The organism is Ruegeria sp. CDSC054, assembly GCF_059610645.1.
Map to the genome: position 1 here is coordinate 130536 of NZ_JBXWOA010000006.1, position 13549 is coordinate 144084.

A 13549-nucleotide genomic window follows, 5' to 3' on the forward strand; every position below is an offset into this window, starting at 1 on the left:
TTTTGATCGACCGCTTGCGCCGCCGTTCTTCACGCCGCTTTTTTCGTTCTTCTTTCCTTTTCGCGCGTTCAGCTTCACGTTTGGCCGTTTCGGCTGGATCAGAACTGAAGGCGGAATGTTCACCCGGATAGGTTTTGGGCTTCGCCGCCGCAACCGCCGGCATACCAATCACAAGGGCTGCAACAAGCAAGAAGTTTACCGAATAGGTGGAAGTCATAGGGCACCTGTGTCCGTGATTTTCATTCAGACAAGGTGGTTGACGGTAGGCGTCCGCGCAACACGCGTGGTGATCACAAGCTCTCACATGACGGTTGTGATCTGGTTAGGCCGCGCCGGTCTGGTATCGGCGCGACCCTAATTTTTTCTTAGGCCAGCATGACCATCGGGTTTTCCAGGTTTTCCACAATGGCTTGCAGCAACTGGGCGCCAAGCGCACCGTCAATAACCCGGTGATCGACAGACATTGTGACCGACATAACCGTAGCTACTGTCAGTTCACCGTCATCTCCGACAACCGGTTTTTTCAGCCCGGTTCCCACTGCCAAGATGCCCGCGTGCGGCGGGTTCACGATGGCGTCGAAATTGTCGATACCGAACATACCAAGGTTCGAGACCGCGAATGTGCCGCCCTGATATTCATGCGGGGCCAGCTTGCGCTCGCGGGCACGCCCGGCAAGGTCCTTCATCTCGGTCGACAATGCGGACAGCGATTTAGTGTCGGCGTCCTGCAGAACCGGAGTAAACAATCCGCCTTCGATGGCGACTGCGACAGCTACGTCCGAGGGTTTAAGTTGCAGAACCCGGTCACCGGCCCAGACGGCGTTACATTCGGGAACCTGTTGCAGCGCGTTGGCGACGGCCTTGATGATGAAGTCGTTGACGCTCAACTTTACGCCGCGGCCTTCCAACTGCTTGTTCAGCTGGCTGCGGAACTTGAGCAGCGCGTCCAGCTTGATATCGCGGCGCAGGTAGAAATGCGGGATCGTCTGCTTGGCCTCGGACAGGCGGGCAGCGATGGTCTTGCGCATCCCGTCAAGCTTGATCTCTTCGTAGTCGCGACCTTCGTACATCCGGGCAACAGCATCCGCGGACGGACCGGCCGGAGCTGCGGCGGCTGCCGGTGCAGCAGCGGCGGGTGCGGATGCGGCAGCCGGAGCCGGGGCAGTTGCAGTCGCGCCTTCGACATCAGCTTTTACGATCCGCCCATGTGGCCCAGAACCAGCAATCTGCGCCAGATCCAGACCTTTCTGGGCCGCGATACGACGGGCCAGCGGAGATGCGAAGATCCGACCGCCATCCGCTTTGGCCGGAGCAGCCGAGGCAGGGGCAGGCGCCTCGGGTGCCGCTGGCGCGGCAGCCTCGTTGCCCGCTGCGGCAGCAGGAGCAGCCACCGGCGCAGCGGCAGGGGCTGCGGCAATGTCATCCGCGCTTTCGCCGTCTTCCAGCAGCACCGCGATCGCGGTGTTTACTTTGACCCCTTCGGTGCCTTCGGGGATCAGGATCTTGCCGATTGTGCCTTCGTCGACGGCCTCGAATTCCATCGTGGCTTTGTCGGTTTCAATCTCCGCCAGCAGGTCGCCGGACGAGACGGTGTCGCCTTCCTTGACCAGCCATTTGGCAAGGGTGCCTTCCTCCATGGTCGGCGACAGGGCGGGCATCAGAATTTCTGTAGGCATCTGTCTGTCGCTCCTTACCGGTAGGTCACTTGTTTGACGGCGGCGATCACTTCTTCAGTTGTGATCAGGGCCAGCTTTTCCAGATTTGCGGCGTAAGGCATCGGGACATCCTTGCCGGTGCAATTGATGACCGGCGCGTCGAGGTAATCGAACGCTTCCTGCATCACCACGGATGAGATGTAGCCGCCGACCGAGCCTTGCGGCCAGCCTTCTTCGACGGTCACCAGACGGTTGGTCTTCATCACCGAGTTGATAATCGCGCCTGTGTCCATTGGCCGGATAGTGCGCAGGTCGATCACCTCGGCACTGATACCGTCCTCGGCCAGCTCGTCGGCGGCCTCAAGCGCATATTGCATGCCGATGCCAAAGCTGACGATGGTCACGTCCGAACCTTCGCGCCAGATACGTGCCTTGCCCAGCGGGACGGTCAGGTCATCCACTTGCGGCATGTCAAAAGAACGACCGTAAAGGATTTCATTTTCCAGGAACACGACCGGGTTGGGATCGCGGATCGCTGATTTCAACAGTCCTTTGGCGTCAGCCGCCGAATAAGGCATCACAACTTTCAGGCCAGGCACTTGCATATACCACGCAGCGTAATCCTGGCTGTGCTGCGCACCGACGCGAGCAGCGGCACCGTTGGGGCCACGGAACACAATGGGGCAACCCATCTGACCACCGGACATGTACAGCGTCTTGGCCGCCGAGTTGATGATCTGGTCAATCGCCTGCATGGCGAAGTTGAAAGTCATGAACTCGACAATTGGTTTCAGACCAGCCATGGCGGACCCGACGGCAATACCAGCAAACCCGTGTTCGGTAATCGGAGTGTCGATCACGCGCTTGCTGCCGAATTCGTCCAGCATGCCCTGGCTGATTTTGTAGGCGCCCTGATACTCGGCGACTTCTTCGCCCATCAGGTAAACGTCTTCGTCACCACGCATTTCTTCGGCCATCGCGTCGCGCAGCGCTTCACGCACGGTCTGCTGGACCATTGGTGCATCCGCCGGCCAGTCAGGGGACAGATCCACCTTGGGTGCCGCAGGTGCGGTTGCAGCGGGGGCGGGGGCTTCTGCTGCCACGGGGGCAGCCTCAGCCACCGCCGCGCCTGCGGGCGCAGCCGCCGGGATGGCCGAGGCGTCTTCGCCTTCTTCAACCAGCACTGCGATAGGGGTGTTCACTTTAACCCCCTCGGTGCCTTCGGCGATCAGGATCTTGCCGACGATGCCTTCATCGACGGCTTCGAACTCCATCGTCGCCTTGTCGGTTTCGATCTCGGCCATAATATCGCCGCTGGATACGGTGTCGCCTTCCTTGATCAGCCACTTGGCCAATGTGCCCTCTTCCATTGTGGGCGAAAGGGCGGGCATGAGAATTTCGGTTGCCATGTCTTAATCGTCCTCTCAGGCGTAAATGTCGGTCCAGAGCTCTTCGACGGAAGGCTCGGGGCTTTCTTTCGAGAATTCGGCGGCTTGATTGACGATCTCTTTGATCTCTTTGTCGATCGCCTTCAGATCATCCTCGGTCGCGTGTTTGCCGGTCAGCAGCAGCTCGCGCACATGTTCGATCGGGTCGCTTTGTTCGCGGACTTTCTGAACCTCTTCGCGGGTGCGGTACTTGGCCGGGTCGGACATCGAGTGGCCGCGGTAGCGGTAGGTCTTGATCTCAAGAATATAGGGGCCTTTGCCCGCACGGCAGTGCGCGACAGCCTTTTCCCCAGCGGCTTTGACAGCCAGTACATCCATGCCGTTGACGATCTCACCTGGGATGCCGAACGCTTCGCCGCGGTGGTAGATATCTTTGGTCGAGGTCGAGCGCGCCTGCGCCGTACCCATGGCGTATTGGTTGTTCTCGATCACGAACACCACCGGCAGATCCCAAAGGGCGGCCATGTTGAAGGTCTCATAGACTTGGCCCTGGTTCGCAGCGCCGTCACCGAAATAGGTGAAGGTCACGCGACCATTGCCCTTGTACTTGTCCGCAAAGGCCAGTCCCGCACCCAGCGGAACCTGTGCGCCAACGATGCCGTGACCACCATAGAAATGCTTCTCTTTCGAGAACATGTGCATCGAGCCGCCCTTACCTTTGGACAGACCACCGATGCGCCCGGTCAGCTCGGCCATCACGCCGCCTGGATCCATGCCGCAGGCCAACATATGGCCGTGGTCGCGGTATGAGGTAATACGCTTGTCACCTTCTTCGGTCGCAGCCTCAAGGCCGACAACAACGGCCTCTTGGCCGATGTAGAGGTGGCAGAAACCGCCAATCAGACCCATGCCATAGAGCTGACCGGCCTTTTCCTCGAATCGGCGGATCAGCAGCATTTCACGGTAGTATTCGGTAAGTTCTTCCGCAGAAACATTTGGTTTCTTTGTGGTTTTTCGCGCAGCCATTGTGGCGATCTCCCCCTCTCGGCAAGATAGTTTAGCGTTAAACTATCTCATAAAGCATTTGTTGCTTTCTGGCGAGGGGAAATGTGACGCAGCGTCCGGCAAGGCAGAATTCAGCGCGTGATCATGCGGTTAACCCGTGGGGTGGCATCCATTGGTGGGGCGGTCAGCGAATGACGATCTCATCCGAGCGGATCATGCCCAGCACGGACCGCGCCTGCTGATCCAGAAGATCCAGATCCAGGTAATTGTCTGACAGGCGGCGCGTCAGGTTTTCCATTTCCGTGATTTCGGCGTCAAGTTTGGCCAGGTCGCGCGACAGGGCGTCCCGTTCCGCTGCAATCTCGACCCGTCGGAACAGGCCATAGTCGCCCTGCACGGCGGCGAAGGTGAAATAAACACCCAGCGTGAAAGCCACCATGAAGAATACAACTGAGCCCAAACCGGGCCGATGGGAACGGGACACTCTGTTTACCGCCGTATGAAGTCTGCCTCAAAAACGTGCCCTTTTCGGACATCTGCCTGCACTATGTCACAGGTGATTCGGCTTGTGAATCCCTCGATTCGCAATTTTTGATGCTCAGCAGAAAAAATATGTTCGCCTGATGAATTTGGCTGGGATAAGAAGCGGTTATCGCCAGGCTTCCAGCGCCTGGTTGCGTTGCAGGGTTTGTTCTTCCATGCAGGCCCAATAGAACATGGGGGCCGCGCTACCGTCGCTGTCCAACTCGGGGTCACACGTCACGTCACGGCGTTTCAGCCAAGCGCGTTGCTCGGTCAGCAGGGCTTGGCCATCACCGCGCGCGTCCGATGCGGGTTTGATCTCTGACCAAAGGCGGTTCAGCTCTTGATCGGCAATTTCCCATTTTTTTTTGGCGCAGAAATTGGCGTCAACCTGTGTTTGGCCATCGCAATGGGATTGCGCATATGTCGTGATGGGCAGCAGGGTGGTGGCAAGGACGGCAATAGCTTTCATGGCACATCTCCCGGTTTGACAGAGAGAGTACCATGAATGCCGATTGCCAGACAGACAGCGGTTACTGATCCAGTGCCGCGACGCCGGGCAGTGTTTTGCCTTCCATCCATTCCAGGAACGCGCCACCGGCAGTCGAGATGTAGGAAAAGTCCTTGGCAGCACCGGACGCATTCAGCGCAGCGACCGTGTCACCACCGCCCGCAACCGACACAAGCTGTCCGGACCGTGTCAGTTCGGCCGCCTTCAAGGCCGCTGCGTTGGTCGCGGCATCAAAGGGTTCAATCTCGAACGCGCCCAGCGGACCGTTCCAGATAAGCGTCTGGCTCTTTTCGAAAATCGCGGTGATTTCCGCGACGGCTTCCGGACCAGCGTCAAGGATCATGCCGTCTGCAGGGCATTGATCGGCTGGAAGGACCTGATTTGGGGCGTGGGCCTCGAACTTTTCAGCGACGACGACATCGCGAGGCAGGACGATCTGGCAGCCGGTCGTTTCGGCCTTGGCCAGGATCTCGGCCGCCGTGTCTTTCATCGCGGTTTCCGCCAGCGATTTGCCGACATTCACGCCTTGTGCGACAAGGAAGGTGTTCGCCATGCCCCCGCCGATGATCAGGTAATCCACCTTTTCGATCAGGTTGCCCAACAGGTCCAACTTGGTCGAAACCTTGGCACCGCCGACAACCGCAGTAACCGGGCGTTTAGGCGCGCCTAGCGCGGCTTCCAACGCGCTCAGCTCTTGCTGCATCAGGCGGCCCGCGCAGGCGGGCAACAACCGGGCCAGTGCTTCAGTCGAGCTGTGCGCGCGGTGTGCGGCCGAGAAGGCATCATTACAATAGACGTCGCCCATCTTTGCCATGCCGGCAGCTAGTTCCGGGCTGTTTTTGGTTTCCGCCGCGTGAAAGCGCGTGTTTTCGAGCAATAGCACTTCGCCGCCGCTGAGGTTTGCTGCCGCTGTTTCTGCCTCGATCCCCACGCAGTCATCGCCAAACCGAACCTTGGTGCCAAAGGCCGTCTCCAAAGTCGGAACAAGCTGCTTCAGCGACAGGTTTTGGCGACGTTCGCCGCCTGGGCGTCCGAAATGCGCCAGCAGGATGGGCTTGCCGCCAGCTGCCAAAATGTCCTTCACGGTTGGCACGATGCGCTCGATACGGGTGGCGTCGGTCACCACGCCGTCGACTACCGGCACGTTGATATCCACGCGCACCAACACGCGTTTGCCGTTCAGGTCCATGTCGTCCAGTGTTTTCCAGCCCATCGCGCAATCCTCGACAAATATGAAAGTGACTTAGGCGGTTCTTTTCCTGCATTTTGCCGTCAGGTCAATGCGTCACTTGGCATTCCCGCGCCCTGCGCATAGGTATTTGCGCAAGATAAAACGACAGGAGGGCCTAATGGCCGAGATCAAGGATCCCGAAAACACAATCATCGTCGAACTCAAAGACGGCAATGTCGTCATCGAGCTGTTGCCGGATGTAGCACCGCAGCACAGCGCTCGCATGAAGGAACTGGCGCGCAGTGGTGAGTATGACAACGTGGCCTTTCACCGTGTGATCGATGGTTTCATGGCGCAGACCGGCGATGTTCAGCACGGCGACATGGAAGACGGGTTCAACCTGCGTATGGCGGGTACCGGCGGGTCGTCTCTGCCCAACGTTCCGGCGGAATTCTCGAAGCTGCCGCATGACCGCGGCACGCTGGGCGCAGCCCGTTCGCAGAACCCGGATTCGGCCAACTCGCAGTTCTTCATCAACTTCAAGGACAACCACTTCCTGAACGGTCAGTACACCGTTTACGGTCGCGTCATCGACGGGATGGAGCATGTGGACGCCATCGTACGTGGCGAGCCGCCTATGAGCCCTGACCGCATGATCAGCGTCAAGGTGGCAGCCGATGTATAAACTGGCCGCTGCTTTTGCCTTGTTGGCCAGCCCGGCGCTGGCCACGGGCCTTGAGGTCGAGATCGAAGGTGAGGGGGCCAATGGCACCGTCACTATCGACCTATTCGATGATCTGGCCCCGAAACATGTCGAGCAAATCGCTGCCCTGGCCAATGAAGGGAAATACGATGGCGTGGTGTTTCACCGCGTGATCGACGGCTTCATGGCTCAGACCGGCGATGTTGAGCATGGCCGTCTGGGCGGCGACTTGCGTCGCGCTGGCACCGGTGGATCTGACCGTGCGGACCTTCCGGCCGAATTTTCGGATTTCGAATTCGACCGGGGTGTTGTCGGCATGGCGCGGGCGCAAAACCCCAACAGTGCCAACTCGCAATTCTTCATCATGTTCGAGCCGGGCCCGTTCCTGAACGGCCAGTACACGGTTGTTGGTCAGGTGACCGGCGGCATGGACGTGGTAGATGCGATCAAACGCGGTGAGGGACAGAATGGCGCGGTGATCGGCCAGCCGGACGTGATGAAAAAAGTCACCGTTACCGAATGATCTTTGAACCCGGCGCTTACTCCAGCGCCGGGTTTCTCGTCATTGATCGATGAAGTTTCGGATCGCTTGCGTGTAAGTATCCGGATCCTGAAATGACGCAAAGTGACTGACGTCTTTCAAAATCAATAGTTCAGCGTCCGGGATCGCCTCGGCAATCGCCTGTGAGTGTTCGGTCAGAATTGCTTCGTCATGTTCGCTCTGCACGACCAGAGTGGGCACGGTTACGGATTGCAGCCCCTCAAGCCCTCCGGGCTTTTCCGTCGCCCACATGGCTGCGACACCGCCCAGAAACGCTTCGAACCCGTCCGGAGTGGGGGACATGGCGGCATAGTCCCCGGCCATCATCCCGACGTAAGTTCCAAAGACTTCGTTGGTTTCGACTGAAGGGTCAATCCCATCCAAAGTAACGTTGCCCGCATGGGCGAAATGGCTGGCAAGACGATCCGGCGCCGTGGTCGAGATCGTGTAGCCAATGTTGGCACCGTCAGACCATCCGACCAGATTTACTTGCTCAACATTCAGATGATCCAGCAGCGCCAGATAGTCCTGCGCCAACAGTTCGTAGCTGTAGGTGCTGCCGTCATTGGTTGAACGGCCGTGCCCGCGCGTATCCGCCACAATCACGCTGTGGTCACTGGCCAGATCAGCCACTTGCGCTGCCCAGATATCGCCATGCGCCAGACCGCCATGGATTAGCAGCACGGGCGTGCCCTCTGCCGATCCATAGGTGGCGTAATACATATCTATGCCATTCACGCTGGCGGTACCACTGGACGCGGCCTTGGGCATGGCAGGCGTTTCGGGGATTGTCAGCCAAGCATCCTGTGCCAGTCCCGCTGTCGCGGTCAACGTCATCGCAGTGACCATCAGTCTTCGAAGCATGTCTACCTCCCTGGTTTCGCGTCGTCTCGTCAGGGATGATAGCTTAGGAAGAGGAAAGCGGGGGAAATAATCCCCCGCTTGGCCTTTAGTCGTCTGTTGTCATCGCCTTCCAGATCAATGCGCCGATTGCGCCACCGATCAGGGGTGCAACCCAGAACAGCCAGAGCTGCCCAAGGGCAGGCGCGTCCGCGAACAAAGCAACCCCTGTGGACCGGGCCGGGTTGACCGATGTGTTGGTCACCGGGATCGAGATCAGGTGGATCAATGTCAAACCAAGCCCGATGGCGATGGGGCCGAACCCGGCAGGAGCGCCGCTGGAAGTGGCCCCCAGGATGATGATGATGAAGAACGCAGTCATGACGATCTCGATCACCAGAGCGGACATCATTGAATAGCCCTCGGGTGATGCCTCACCATAGCCGTTCGAGGCAAACCCACCCACGCCGTCAAAGCCGGGCGCGCCGCTGACGATTAGATACAAGACAGCAGCCGCAGCAATTGCGCCGATGACCTGGGCGATCCAATAAGGGATAAGGTCCTTCGCCGGAAACCGTCCCCCGATCATCAGCCCAAGGCTGACTGCAGGATTGAAATGGCCGCCCGAGATATGCCCGACGGCATAGGCCATCGTCAGAACGGTGAGGCCGAAGGCAAAGGAAACGCCCAGCCAACCGATGCCCACATCGGCGACCCCGGCGGCCAGAACGGCGCTGCCGCAACCGCCCAGAACCAACCAGAACGTACCGAAGAACTCGGCCATGAGTTTTGATGACATGAAAAATCCTCCTGAAAACACTAATTTAAGACTAATTCGAAAATGATGTTTTGTGAAATGTTTGGATAAGGGGAAATTTCACTGGCAGTGGTCAGGAGTGAGGCGGTGGGAGCCTAAGCACGCCTAACCCCAGGTAACCGGGTCCAGTTGGAACAGTTTGGCAAGTTGGTCATAGACCTCAGGGGCCTCAGATTTCAGGTCGCGGGGCTTTTCAAAGAACACCTCGACGGAAACGGCAAAGAATTCTTCATGGCCGGTTGCGCCATAGGCGTCGATTACCGTGCGCCGCCCGCTTTCGACGGCGCGGACAAGGGTGTCATAGGCAGTCAGAAAGACACGCTCCCATTCAGCAAAGCTTTGCCCGTCGCTCAGGATCGGAACGCCGTTGGTGCCACCGGACAGATCGTCTATCTGGTGGGCAAACTCATGCAGTACGACATTCTGCCCGTCATGGTCGTTCAGTGCGCCCAGCTTGCTGTGGGTCCAAGACAGGATAACCGGTCCACGGTCCCAGCTTTCCCCGGTGCGCACGATCTCTTTCTCGCTGACGACGTATCCTTCCTGTCGCCGCTGCCGAGACTTAAAAGCGTTCGGGTAGATCAGGATCGTGGTCAGGTGATCGTACCAGAGGTCGCTGTTTACAATTAGCAGACAGGCCTGCGCGGCGATGGCCAGTTCCATCTCTTCGGTTACGTCCAGCCCGTCGCAACCAAAGAAACGAACCTGATCCAGAAACAGATTCACCTTGCCGTCCAGTTTGACACGCAGGTCTAGGGGCAGGCGGCGGATCAACGGCACTTGCTGCTCGATGAGGATGCGTTGGTGGTCTGTCAGGGGTGTGGACAATAACTGTAGGCGCGCCCGGGACTTGGACCAGTAGCGATACAGTAGGAAACCGGCAATAAGCGCCAAGGCTGTGAAAAAGAACAACATAAAGGTCACTATAAGGACGCGCCGGGCGGTTGGAACCGGAAAACCCAATCGTCCCCGTCAAATGAAAAACGCCGCGGGTTTCCCCGCGGCGTTCGAAACTTGGAAAGTGGTCCGCGTTACTGCTTGACTTCGGCCGCCGGGTTGGCACCCGCCTTGCCGCCGCGGCCCGGGTTCAGGGGGTCGTCCTGACGCTGAACCGAACCTTCGAAATGCGCGCCGCTTTCGATCGCGATGGTCTTGTGGATGATGTCGCCTTCGACACGTGCGGACGAGGTCAGGCGTACCTTCAAACCACGGACACGGCCCACGATGCGGCCGTTGATCACGACGTCATCGGCGGTGACTTCGCCTTTGATGGTGGCAGTCTCACCGATTGTCAGCAGATGCGCACGGATGTCGCCTTCGACAGTGCCTTCGACCTGGATATCGCCCGAGGTCTTCAGGTTGCCCGTGATGTGCAGGTCCGAAGACAGAACCGATGCCGGTGGCTTGGGCTTGGGCGCGGTGCTGGCCTTGTTTTCTGCCGGTGCAGGGGCCGCCGGTGTCGCCGGTGCAGCGGGTTTTGCCGCCTCGGGTGCAGTGGACGAGGGCTCGTTGATTTTGCTCTTAGAAAACATTTCTCGCAGCCTTGATGTAAGTCATTGGGTTAACAGGTTTTCCGTTCACGCGAACTTCATAGTGCAGGTGCGTGCCGGTCGACCGTCCGGTGCTACCCATATCAGCAATATGATCCCCGCGCGAGACCCTTTGACCAACCTTCACGCGTATCTTCGTGTTATGGGCATAAAGTGTCTCAATTCCGAACGCGTGCTTGATTTTTACCAGCCGTCCAAACCCGGACTGCCAGCCGGCATGGGTGACCACACCGTCGGCGGTGGCAAAAATGTCGGTGCCATGGGCACCTGCGAAATCAGCGCCGTTATGCATGCGGCGACCACCTGTCTTGGGGTCTCGACGCGTCCCGTAACCGCTCGTGAATCGCACGACGGAATTGACGGGGCTTGCAAACGGCGCTTTCTCTGCAGCAATTCGGTACAGGTTCAACTGATCCATCTGTTGCAACAGAGTATTTGCGCGGATCTCGTCGGGGGTCAGTTCCTCACCGCGCGTGCTGAAAGAAATAGGGGTTAGGGGGCCGCCCATGCCGCTATAGCCGCGGCGGACTTCTTCGATGATGCGGTCGGTGGGCATGCCGGCCTGGCGGAACATCTTGTCCAGTGGTTCGACCGAGATCACCATTGCCTCTTCCAACTGGCGGAAGATCTCGTCGCTGCGTTCCTGCATCAGCCGGATTTCCAGCTCAAGATCGTCACGCTGTTCCAGCGCGTCCTTGGCATTGGCGGCAATCTGGTCGCGTTCCTCGGCGGTACGGGACAGTGCCTCGGTCATAAAGTTCATCTGTTCAGGGTTGGCAACGGCGGCCATGTACATGTCGCCTTCGCCCGCTTCCTGCTGAAGCGTGACCAGTTCTGTACGTGCTTCTTCGCGCTGTTTCATGGTAGCGCGCAGCGTGGTCTGGATAACCTCGATCCCGGTCTCAAGCTCGCGGCGGCGGTTTTCCGACGCCAGCAGTTCCGACTGCATGGCCGAAATCTGCTCGAGCGCTGCGTTGAACCGGTCCTGAGCCGCCAAAGCCTCCTGCGCTCGGACGTCCCGTTCCGTGGACATGATGTTCAGTCGTTCCTGATAGGTCGCCTGATCACGCTTTGCCTGTTCCCGGAAGTTTCCCGACCCGATGCTGTCCATCAACAGTATCGCAGTCGCGACAGCTGTCCATCCCACGAACAAGGCGACACCAGCAACGGCTATGACCTGCGTTTCCGAGCTTAGCCGAATAAACCGCGTATCATTGTCGGATTTCAGAAAGACACGGCGTTCGGGAAAATGCCGCTCGAACAATGAATGTAATTTGATTGCCAGACGTGTTCTCACGCGTCCTACCTCTCCATCCCCAAAGATCGGGACCGGTCGTGAGTGATAGCCGTCCCTTGGGCGAAGTGCATAGAGCGAGAGGGAGCTTTGGGCAAGTTTGTTAACTTATCGACCTTGCGTTACCGGTTTTTGCCGCCGATTCTAGGCGAGAAATTGCCGATAACGTCAACTTGTGCCCGTTATTGCGTCTGTCCCGGCAATGGCAAATCCTCCGTCAGAGGCCAATAGAAATCCGGCGGCAGCCCGGCCTCGGCCCGTTTTTCTTCGTTAAACGGGGGCTTCAGGACGCCATGGAAATACTGGCGCACCAATTGGTGAAATACATCCTTGGGATCTGCGTTTTCACGCCCACACAGGAAATGGAACCATTTTGAACCATAAGCCACGTGGGCCACTTCTTCAGCATAGATGACCTCGAGCGCGGCAATTGCCTGCTCGGCTTTGGCCTTGCGGAATATGTCGATCATGCCGGGTGTCACGTCCAACCCACGCGCCTCGAGCACCATGGGGACAACCGCCAGTCGCCCCATCAAATCTTCGGCAGTGTCTTCGGCCGCGCGCCACATTCCCGCATGCGCGGGCAGAGCGCCATAGTGGCTGCCCTTGCTTTCCAGACAATCGCAGACCAATTCGAAATGCCGCGATTCTTCTTCGGCGCATTTGACCCAGTCATCGTAAAACCCGATGGGCATCGGCACGTGGCCAAATCGCGCGATGATGTCCCAATGCAGGTCGACCGCGTTCAGCTCGATATGCGCAACTGCGTGAAGCAGGGCGATACGCCCGGCCTCGGTTCCGGGCTTGCGTTTTGGAACCTCACGCGGCGATAGCAGCTCGGGCTTTTCCGGGCGGGCAGGACTCAGCGGCGGAGTTGCGGTTCCCACCTCAATCTCAGGCGCGTCGCCCTTGCGCGATGCGAACCAGGCGGCGGCATAGCGCTTGGACAGGGCAGTCTTTTCCCGACCATTCGCTGTTGTCAGGACTTCGGTCGCCATCTGAGTCAGTGTTTTGGACACCGCGTTGTCTCCGTTGGTTGAGATGGACGGCTCATAGACCGGATGACGACCGTGGTCGAGAGGATTACAGGCTGCGCACAGCCTCTAGCACCTCGTCCACATGGCCGGGGACTTTGACTTTGCGCCAGACCTTGGCGATCTTGCCCTCGCCATCGATCAGAAAGGTCGAGCGTTGAATTCCCATGGATTTCTTGCCGTACATGTTCTTTTCAACCCAGACGCCATAGTCCTCGCAGACCGAAGACCCTTCATCCGACAAAAGCGGAGTCGTCAGGCTGTGTTTGGCAACAAACTTGTCGTGCTTGGCAACACTATCCCGCGAGATGCCAAAAACTTGAGCCCCCGCATCACCAAAGGCCTGAAGTTGTTCCGAGAAACCGATGGATTCCTTGGTGCAGCCCGGCGTATCATCGCGGGGGTAGAAAAACAGAACGACGGCACCGCCGCGCAGGTCCGATAGGGTCACTTCGCCGCCGCCGTCGCGGGGTAATGTGAAATCAGGGGCGATGTCTGTTACGTCGGGCATTGGAAAC

General features: G+C 58.6%; 15 protein-coding genes. 2 read left to right on the top strand and 13 right to left on the bottom strand.

Annotated features, from left to right (window positions below; all coding sequences use genetic code 11):
- Window positions 1-365: 365 nt before the first annotated feature.
- From AC2FGC_RS13830 to AC2FGC_RS13855, 6 genes are all read right to left on the bottom strand, one after another.
- Entirely contained in the window at window positions 366-1676 is a 1311-nt protein-coding gene (locus AC2FGC_RS13830) for a pyruvate dehydrogenase complex dihydrolipoamide acetyltransferase (RefSeq protein ID WP_496723398.1), read from the bottom strand.
- Window positions 1677-1690: 14 nt separating this feature from the next.
- The gene (locus AC2FGC_RS13835; protein ID WP_496723396.1) at window positions 1691-3064 is read right to left on the bottom strand and encodes a pyruvate dehydrogenase complex E1 component subunit beta; all 1374 of its coding nucleotides are present in this window, start codon (window positions 3062-3064) and stop codon (window positions 1691-1693) included.
- 15 nt (window positions 3065-3079) lie between these two features.
- Window positions 3080-4069, bottom strand: coding sequence for a pyruvate dehydrogenase (acetyl-transferring) E1 component subunit alpha (pdhA, locus tag AC2FGC_RS13840; RefSeq protein WP_058273998.1), 990 nt, complete (start codon window positions 4067-4069; stop codon window positions 3080-3082).
- Window positions 4070-4232: 163 nt separating this feature from the next.
- Window positions 4233-4532, bottom strand: a complete 300-nt coding sequence (locus tag AC2FGC_RS13845; RefSeq protein ID WP_199913500.1) for an FtsB family cell division protein — start codon at window positions 4530-4532, stop codon at window positions 4233-4235.
- A gap of 165 nt (window positions 4533-4697) precedes the next feature.
- Window positions 4698-5042 (bottom strand): lysozyme inhibitor LprI family protein, encoded by a 345-nt coding sequence (locus AC2FGC_RS13850; protein ID WP_496723393.1) that lies wholly within the window; start codon window positions 5040-5042, stop codon window positions 4698-4700.
- A 61-nt stretch (window positions 5043-5103) separates the two neighbouring features.
- Complete coding sequence (locus tag AC2FGC_RS13855) at window positions 5104-6294, bottom strand: phosphoglycerate kinase (protein WP_496723391.1); 1191 nt, start codon at window positions 6292-6294, stop codon at window positions 5104-5106.
- A gap of 136 nt (window positions 6295-6430) precedes the next feature.
- Here AC2FGC_RS13855 and AC2FGC_RS13860 point away from each other — a divergent pair, with 136 nt between their 5' ends.
- On the top strand, window positions 6431-6937 hold the full coding sequence (locus tag AC2FGC_RS13860) for a peptidylprolyl isomerase (protein WP_496723389.1): 507 nt from the start codon (window positions 6431-6433) through the stop codon (window positions 6935-6937).
- Window positions 6930-7478: a peptidylprolyl isomerase gene (locus AC2FGC_RS13865; protein ID WP_058277518.1), complete on the top strand. Its 549-nt coding sequence runs from the start codon at window positions 6930-6932 to the stop codon at window positions 7476-7478. The genes AC2FGC_RS13860 and AC2FGC_RS13865 overlap by 8 nt, the downstream gene beginning before the upstream one ends.
- A gap of 39 nt (window positions 7479-7517) precedes the next feature.
- Here the strand turns inward: AC2FGC_RS13865 and AC2FGC_RS13870 are convergent, their stop codons facing one another.
- The 7 genes from AC2FGC_RS13870 to AC2FGC_RS13900 all read right to left on the bottom strand — a co-directional run bounded on the left by AC2FGC_RS13870 (window position 7518) and on the right by AC2FGC_RS13900 (window position 13542).
- Complete coding sequence (locus AC2FGC_RS13870; RefSeq protein WP_496782639.1) at window positions 7518-8360, bottom strand: alpha/beta fold hydrolase; 843 nt, start codon at window positions 8358-8360, stop codon at window positions 7518-7520.
- Window positions 8361-8445: 85 nt separating this feature from the next.
- Complete coding sequence (gene aqpZ, locus AC2FGC_RS13875; RefSeq protein ID WP_496723385.1) at window positions 8446-9135, bottom strand: aquaporin Z; 690 nt, start codon at window positions 9133-9135, stop codon at window positions 8446-8448.
- Between the two features lie 123 nt (window positions 9136-9258).
- Entirely contained in the window at window positions 9259-10068 is an 810-nt protein-coding gene (locus tag AC2FGC_RS13880) for a M90 family metallopeptidase (RefSeq protein ID WP_496723383.1), read from the bottom strand.
- Window positions 10069-10184: 116 nt separating this feature from the next.
- Window positions 10185-10685, bottom strand: coding sequence for a bactofilin family protein (locus tag AC2FGC_RS13885; protein WP_496723381.1), 501 nt, complete (start codon window positions 10683-10685; stop codon window positions 10185-10187).
- Window positions 10675-12000: a DUF5930 domain-containing protein gene (locus tag AC2FGC_RS13890; RefSeq protein ID WP_496723379.1), complete on the bottom strand. Its 1326-nt coding sequence runs from the start codon at window positions 11998-12000 to the stop codon at window positions 10675-10677. Before AC2FGC_RS13890 ends, AC2FGC_RS13885 begins: the two co-directional genes overlap by 11 nt.
- A gap of 179 nt (window positions 12001-12179) precedes the next feature.
- Window positions 12180-12995, bottom strand: coding sequence for a ferritin-like domain-containing protein (locus AC2FGC_RS13895; protein ID WP_496782671.1), 816 nt, complete (start codon window positions 12993-12995; stop codon window positions 12180-12182).
- 85 nt (window positions 12996-13080) lie between these two features.
- Complete coding sequence (locus AC2FGC_RS13900) at window positions 13081-13542, bottom strand: peroxiredoxin (RefSeq protein ID WP_496766997.1); 462 nt, start codon at window positions 13540-13542, stop codon at window positions 13081-13083.
- Window positions 13543-13549 lie beyond the last annotated feature (7 nt).

Bases quoted from the DNA above. Each gene is read 5' to 3' on its own strand.
- pdhA (WP_058273998.1), bottom strand. From the start codon at position 4,069: ATGGCTGCGCGAAAAACCACAAAGAAACCAAATGTTTCTGCGGAAGAA.
- AC2FGC_RS13860 (WP_496723389.1), top strand. From the start codon at position 6,431: ATGGCCGAGATCAAGGATCCCGAAAACACAATCATCGTCGAACTCAAA.
- AC2FGC_RS13885 (WP_496723381.1), bottom strand. From the start codon at position 10,685: ATGTTTTCTAAGAGCAAAATCAACGAGCCCTCGTCCACTGCACCCGAG.
- AC2FGC_RS13865 (WP_058277518.1), top strand. From the start codon at position 6,930: ATGTATAAACTGGCCGCTGCTTTTGCCTTGTTGGCCAGCCCGGCGCTG.
- AC2FGC_RS13895 (WP_496782671.1), bottom strand. From the start codon at position 12,995: ATGGCGACCGAAGTCCTGACAACAGCGAATGGTCGGGAAAAGACTGCC.
- AC2FGC_RS13830 (WP_496723398.1), bottom strand. From the start codon at position 1,676: ATGCCTACAGAAATTCTGATGCCCGCCCTGTCGCCGACCATGGAGGAA.
- aqpZ (WP_496723385.1), bottom strand. From the start codon at position 9,135: ATGTCATCAAAACTCATGGCCGAGTTCTTCGGTACGTTCTGGTTGGTT.
- AC2FGC_RS13850 (WP_496723393.1), bottom strand. From the start codon at position 5,042: ATGAAAGCTATTGCCGTCCTTGCCACCACCCTGCTGCCCATCACGACA.
- AC2FGC_RS13900 (WP_496766997.1), bottom strand. From the start codon at position 13,542: ATGCCCGACGTAACAGACATCGCCCCTGATTTCACATTACCCCGCGAC.
- AC2FGC_RS13835 (WP_496723396.1), bottom strand. From the start codon at position 3,064: ATGGCAACCGAAATTCTCATGCCCGCCCTTTCGCCCACAATGGAAGAG.
- AC2FGC_RS13855 (WP_496723391.1), bottom strand. From the start codon at position 6,294: ATGGGCTGGAAAACACTGGACGACATGGACCTGAACGGCAAACGCGTG.
- AC2FGC_RS13870 (WP_496782639.1), bottom strand. From the start codon at position 8,360: ATGCTTCGAAGACTGATGGTCACTGCGATGACGTTGACCGCGACAGCG.
- AC2FGC_RS13880 (WP_496723383.1), bottom strand. From the start codon at position 10,068: ATGTTGTTCTTTTTCACAGCCTTGGCGCTTATTGCCGGTTTCCTACTG.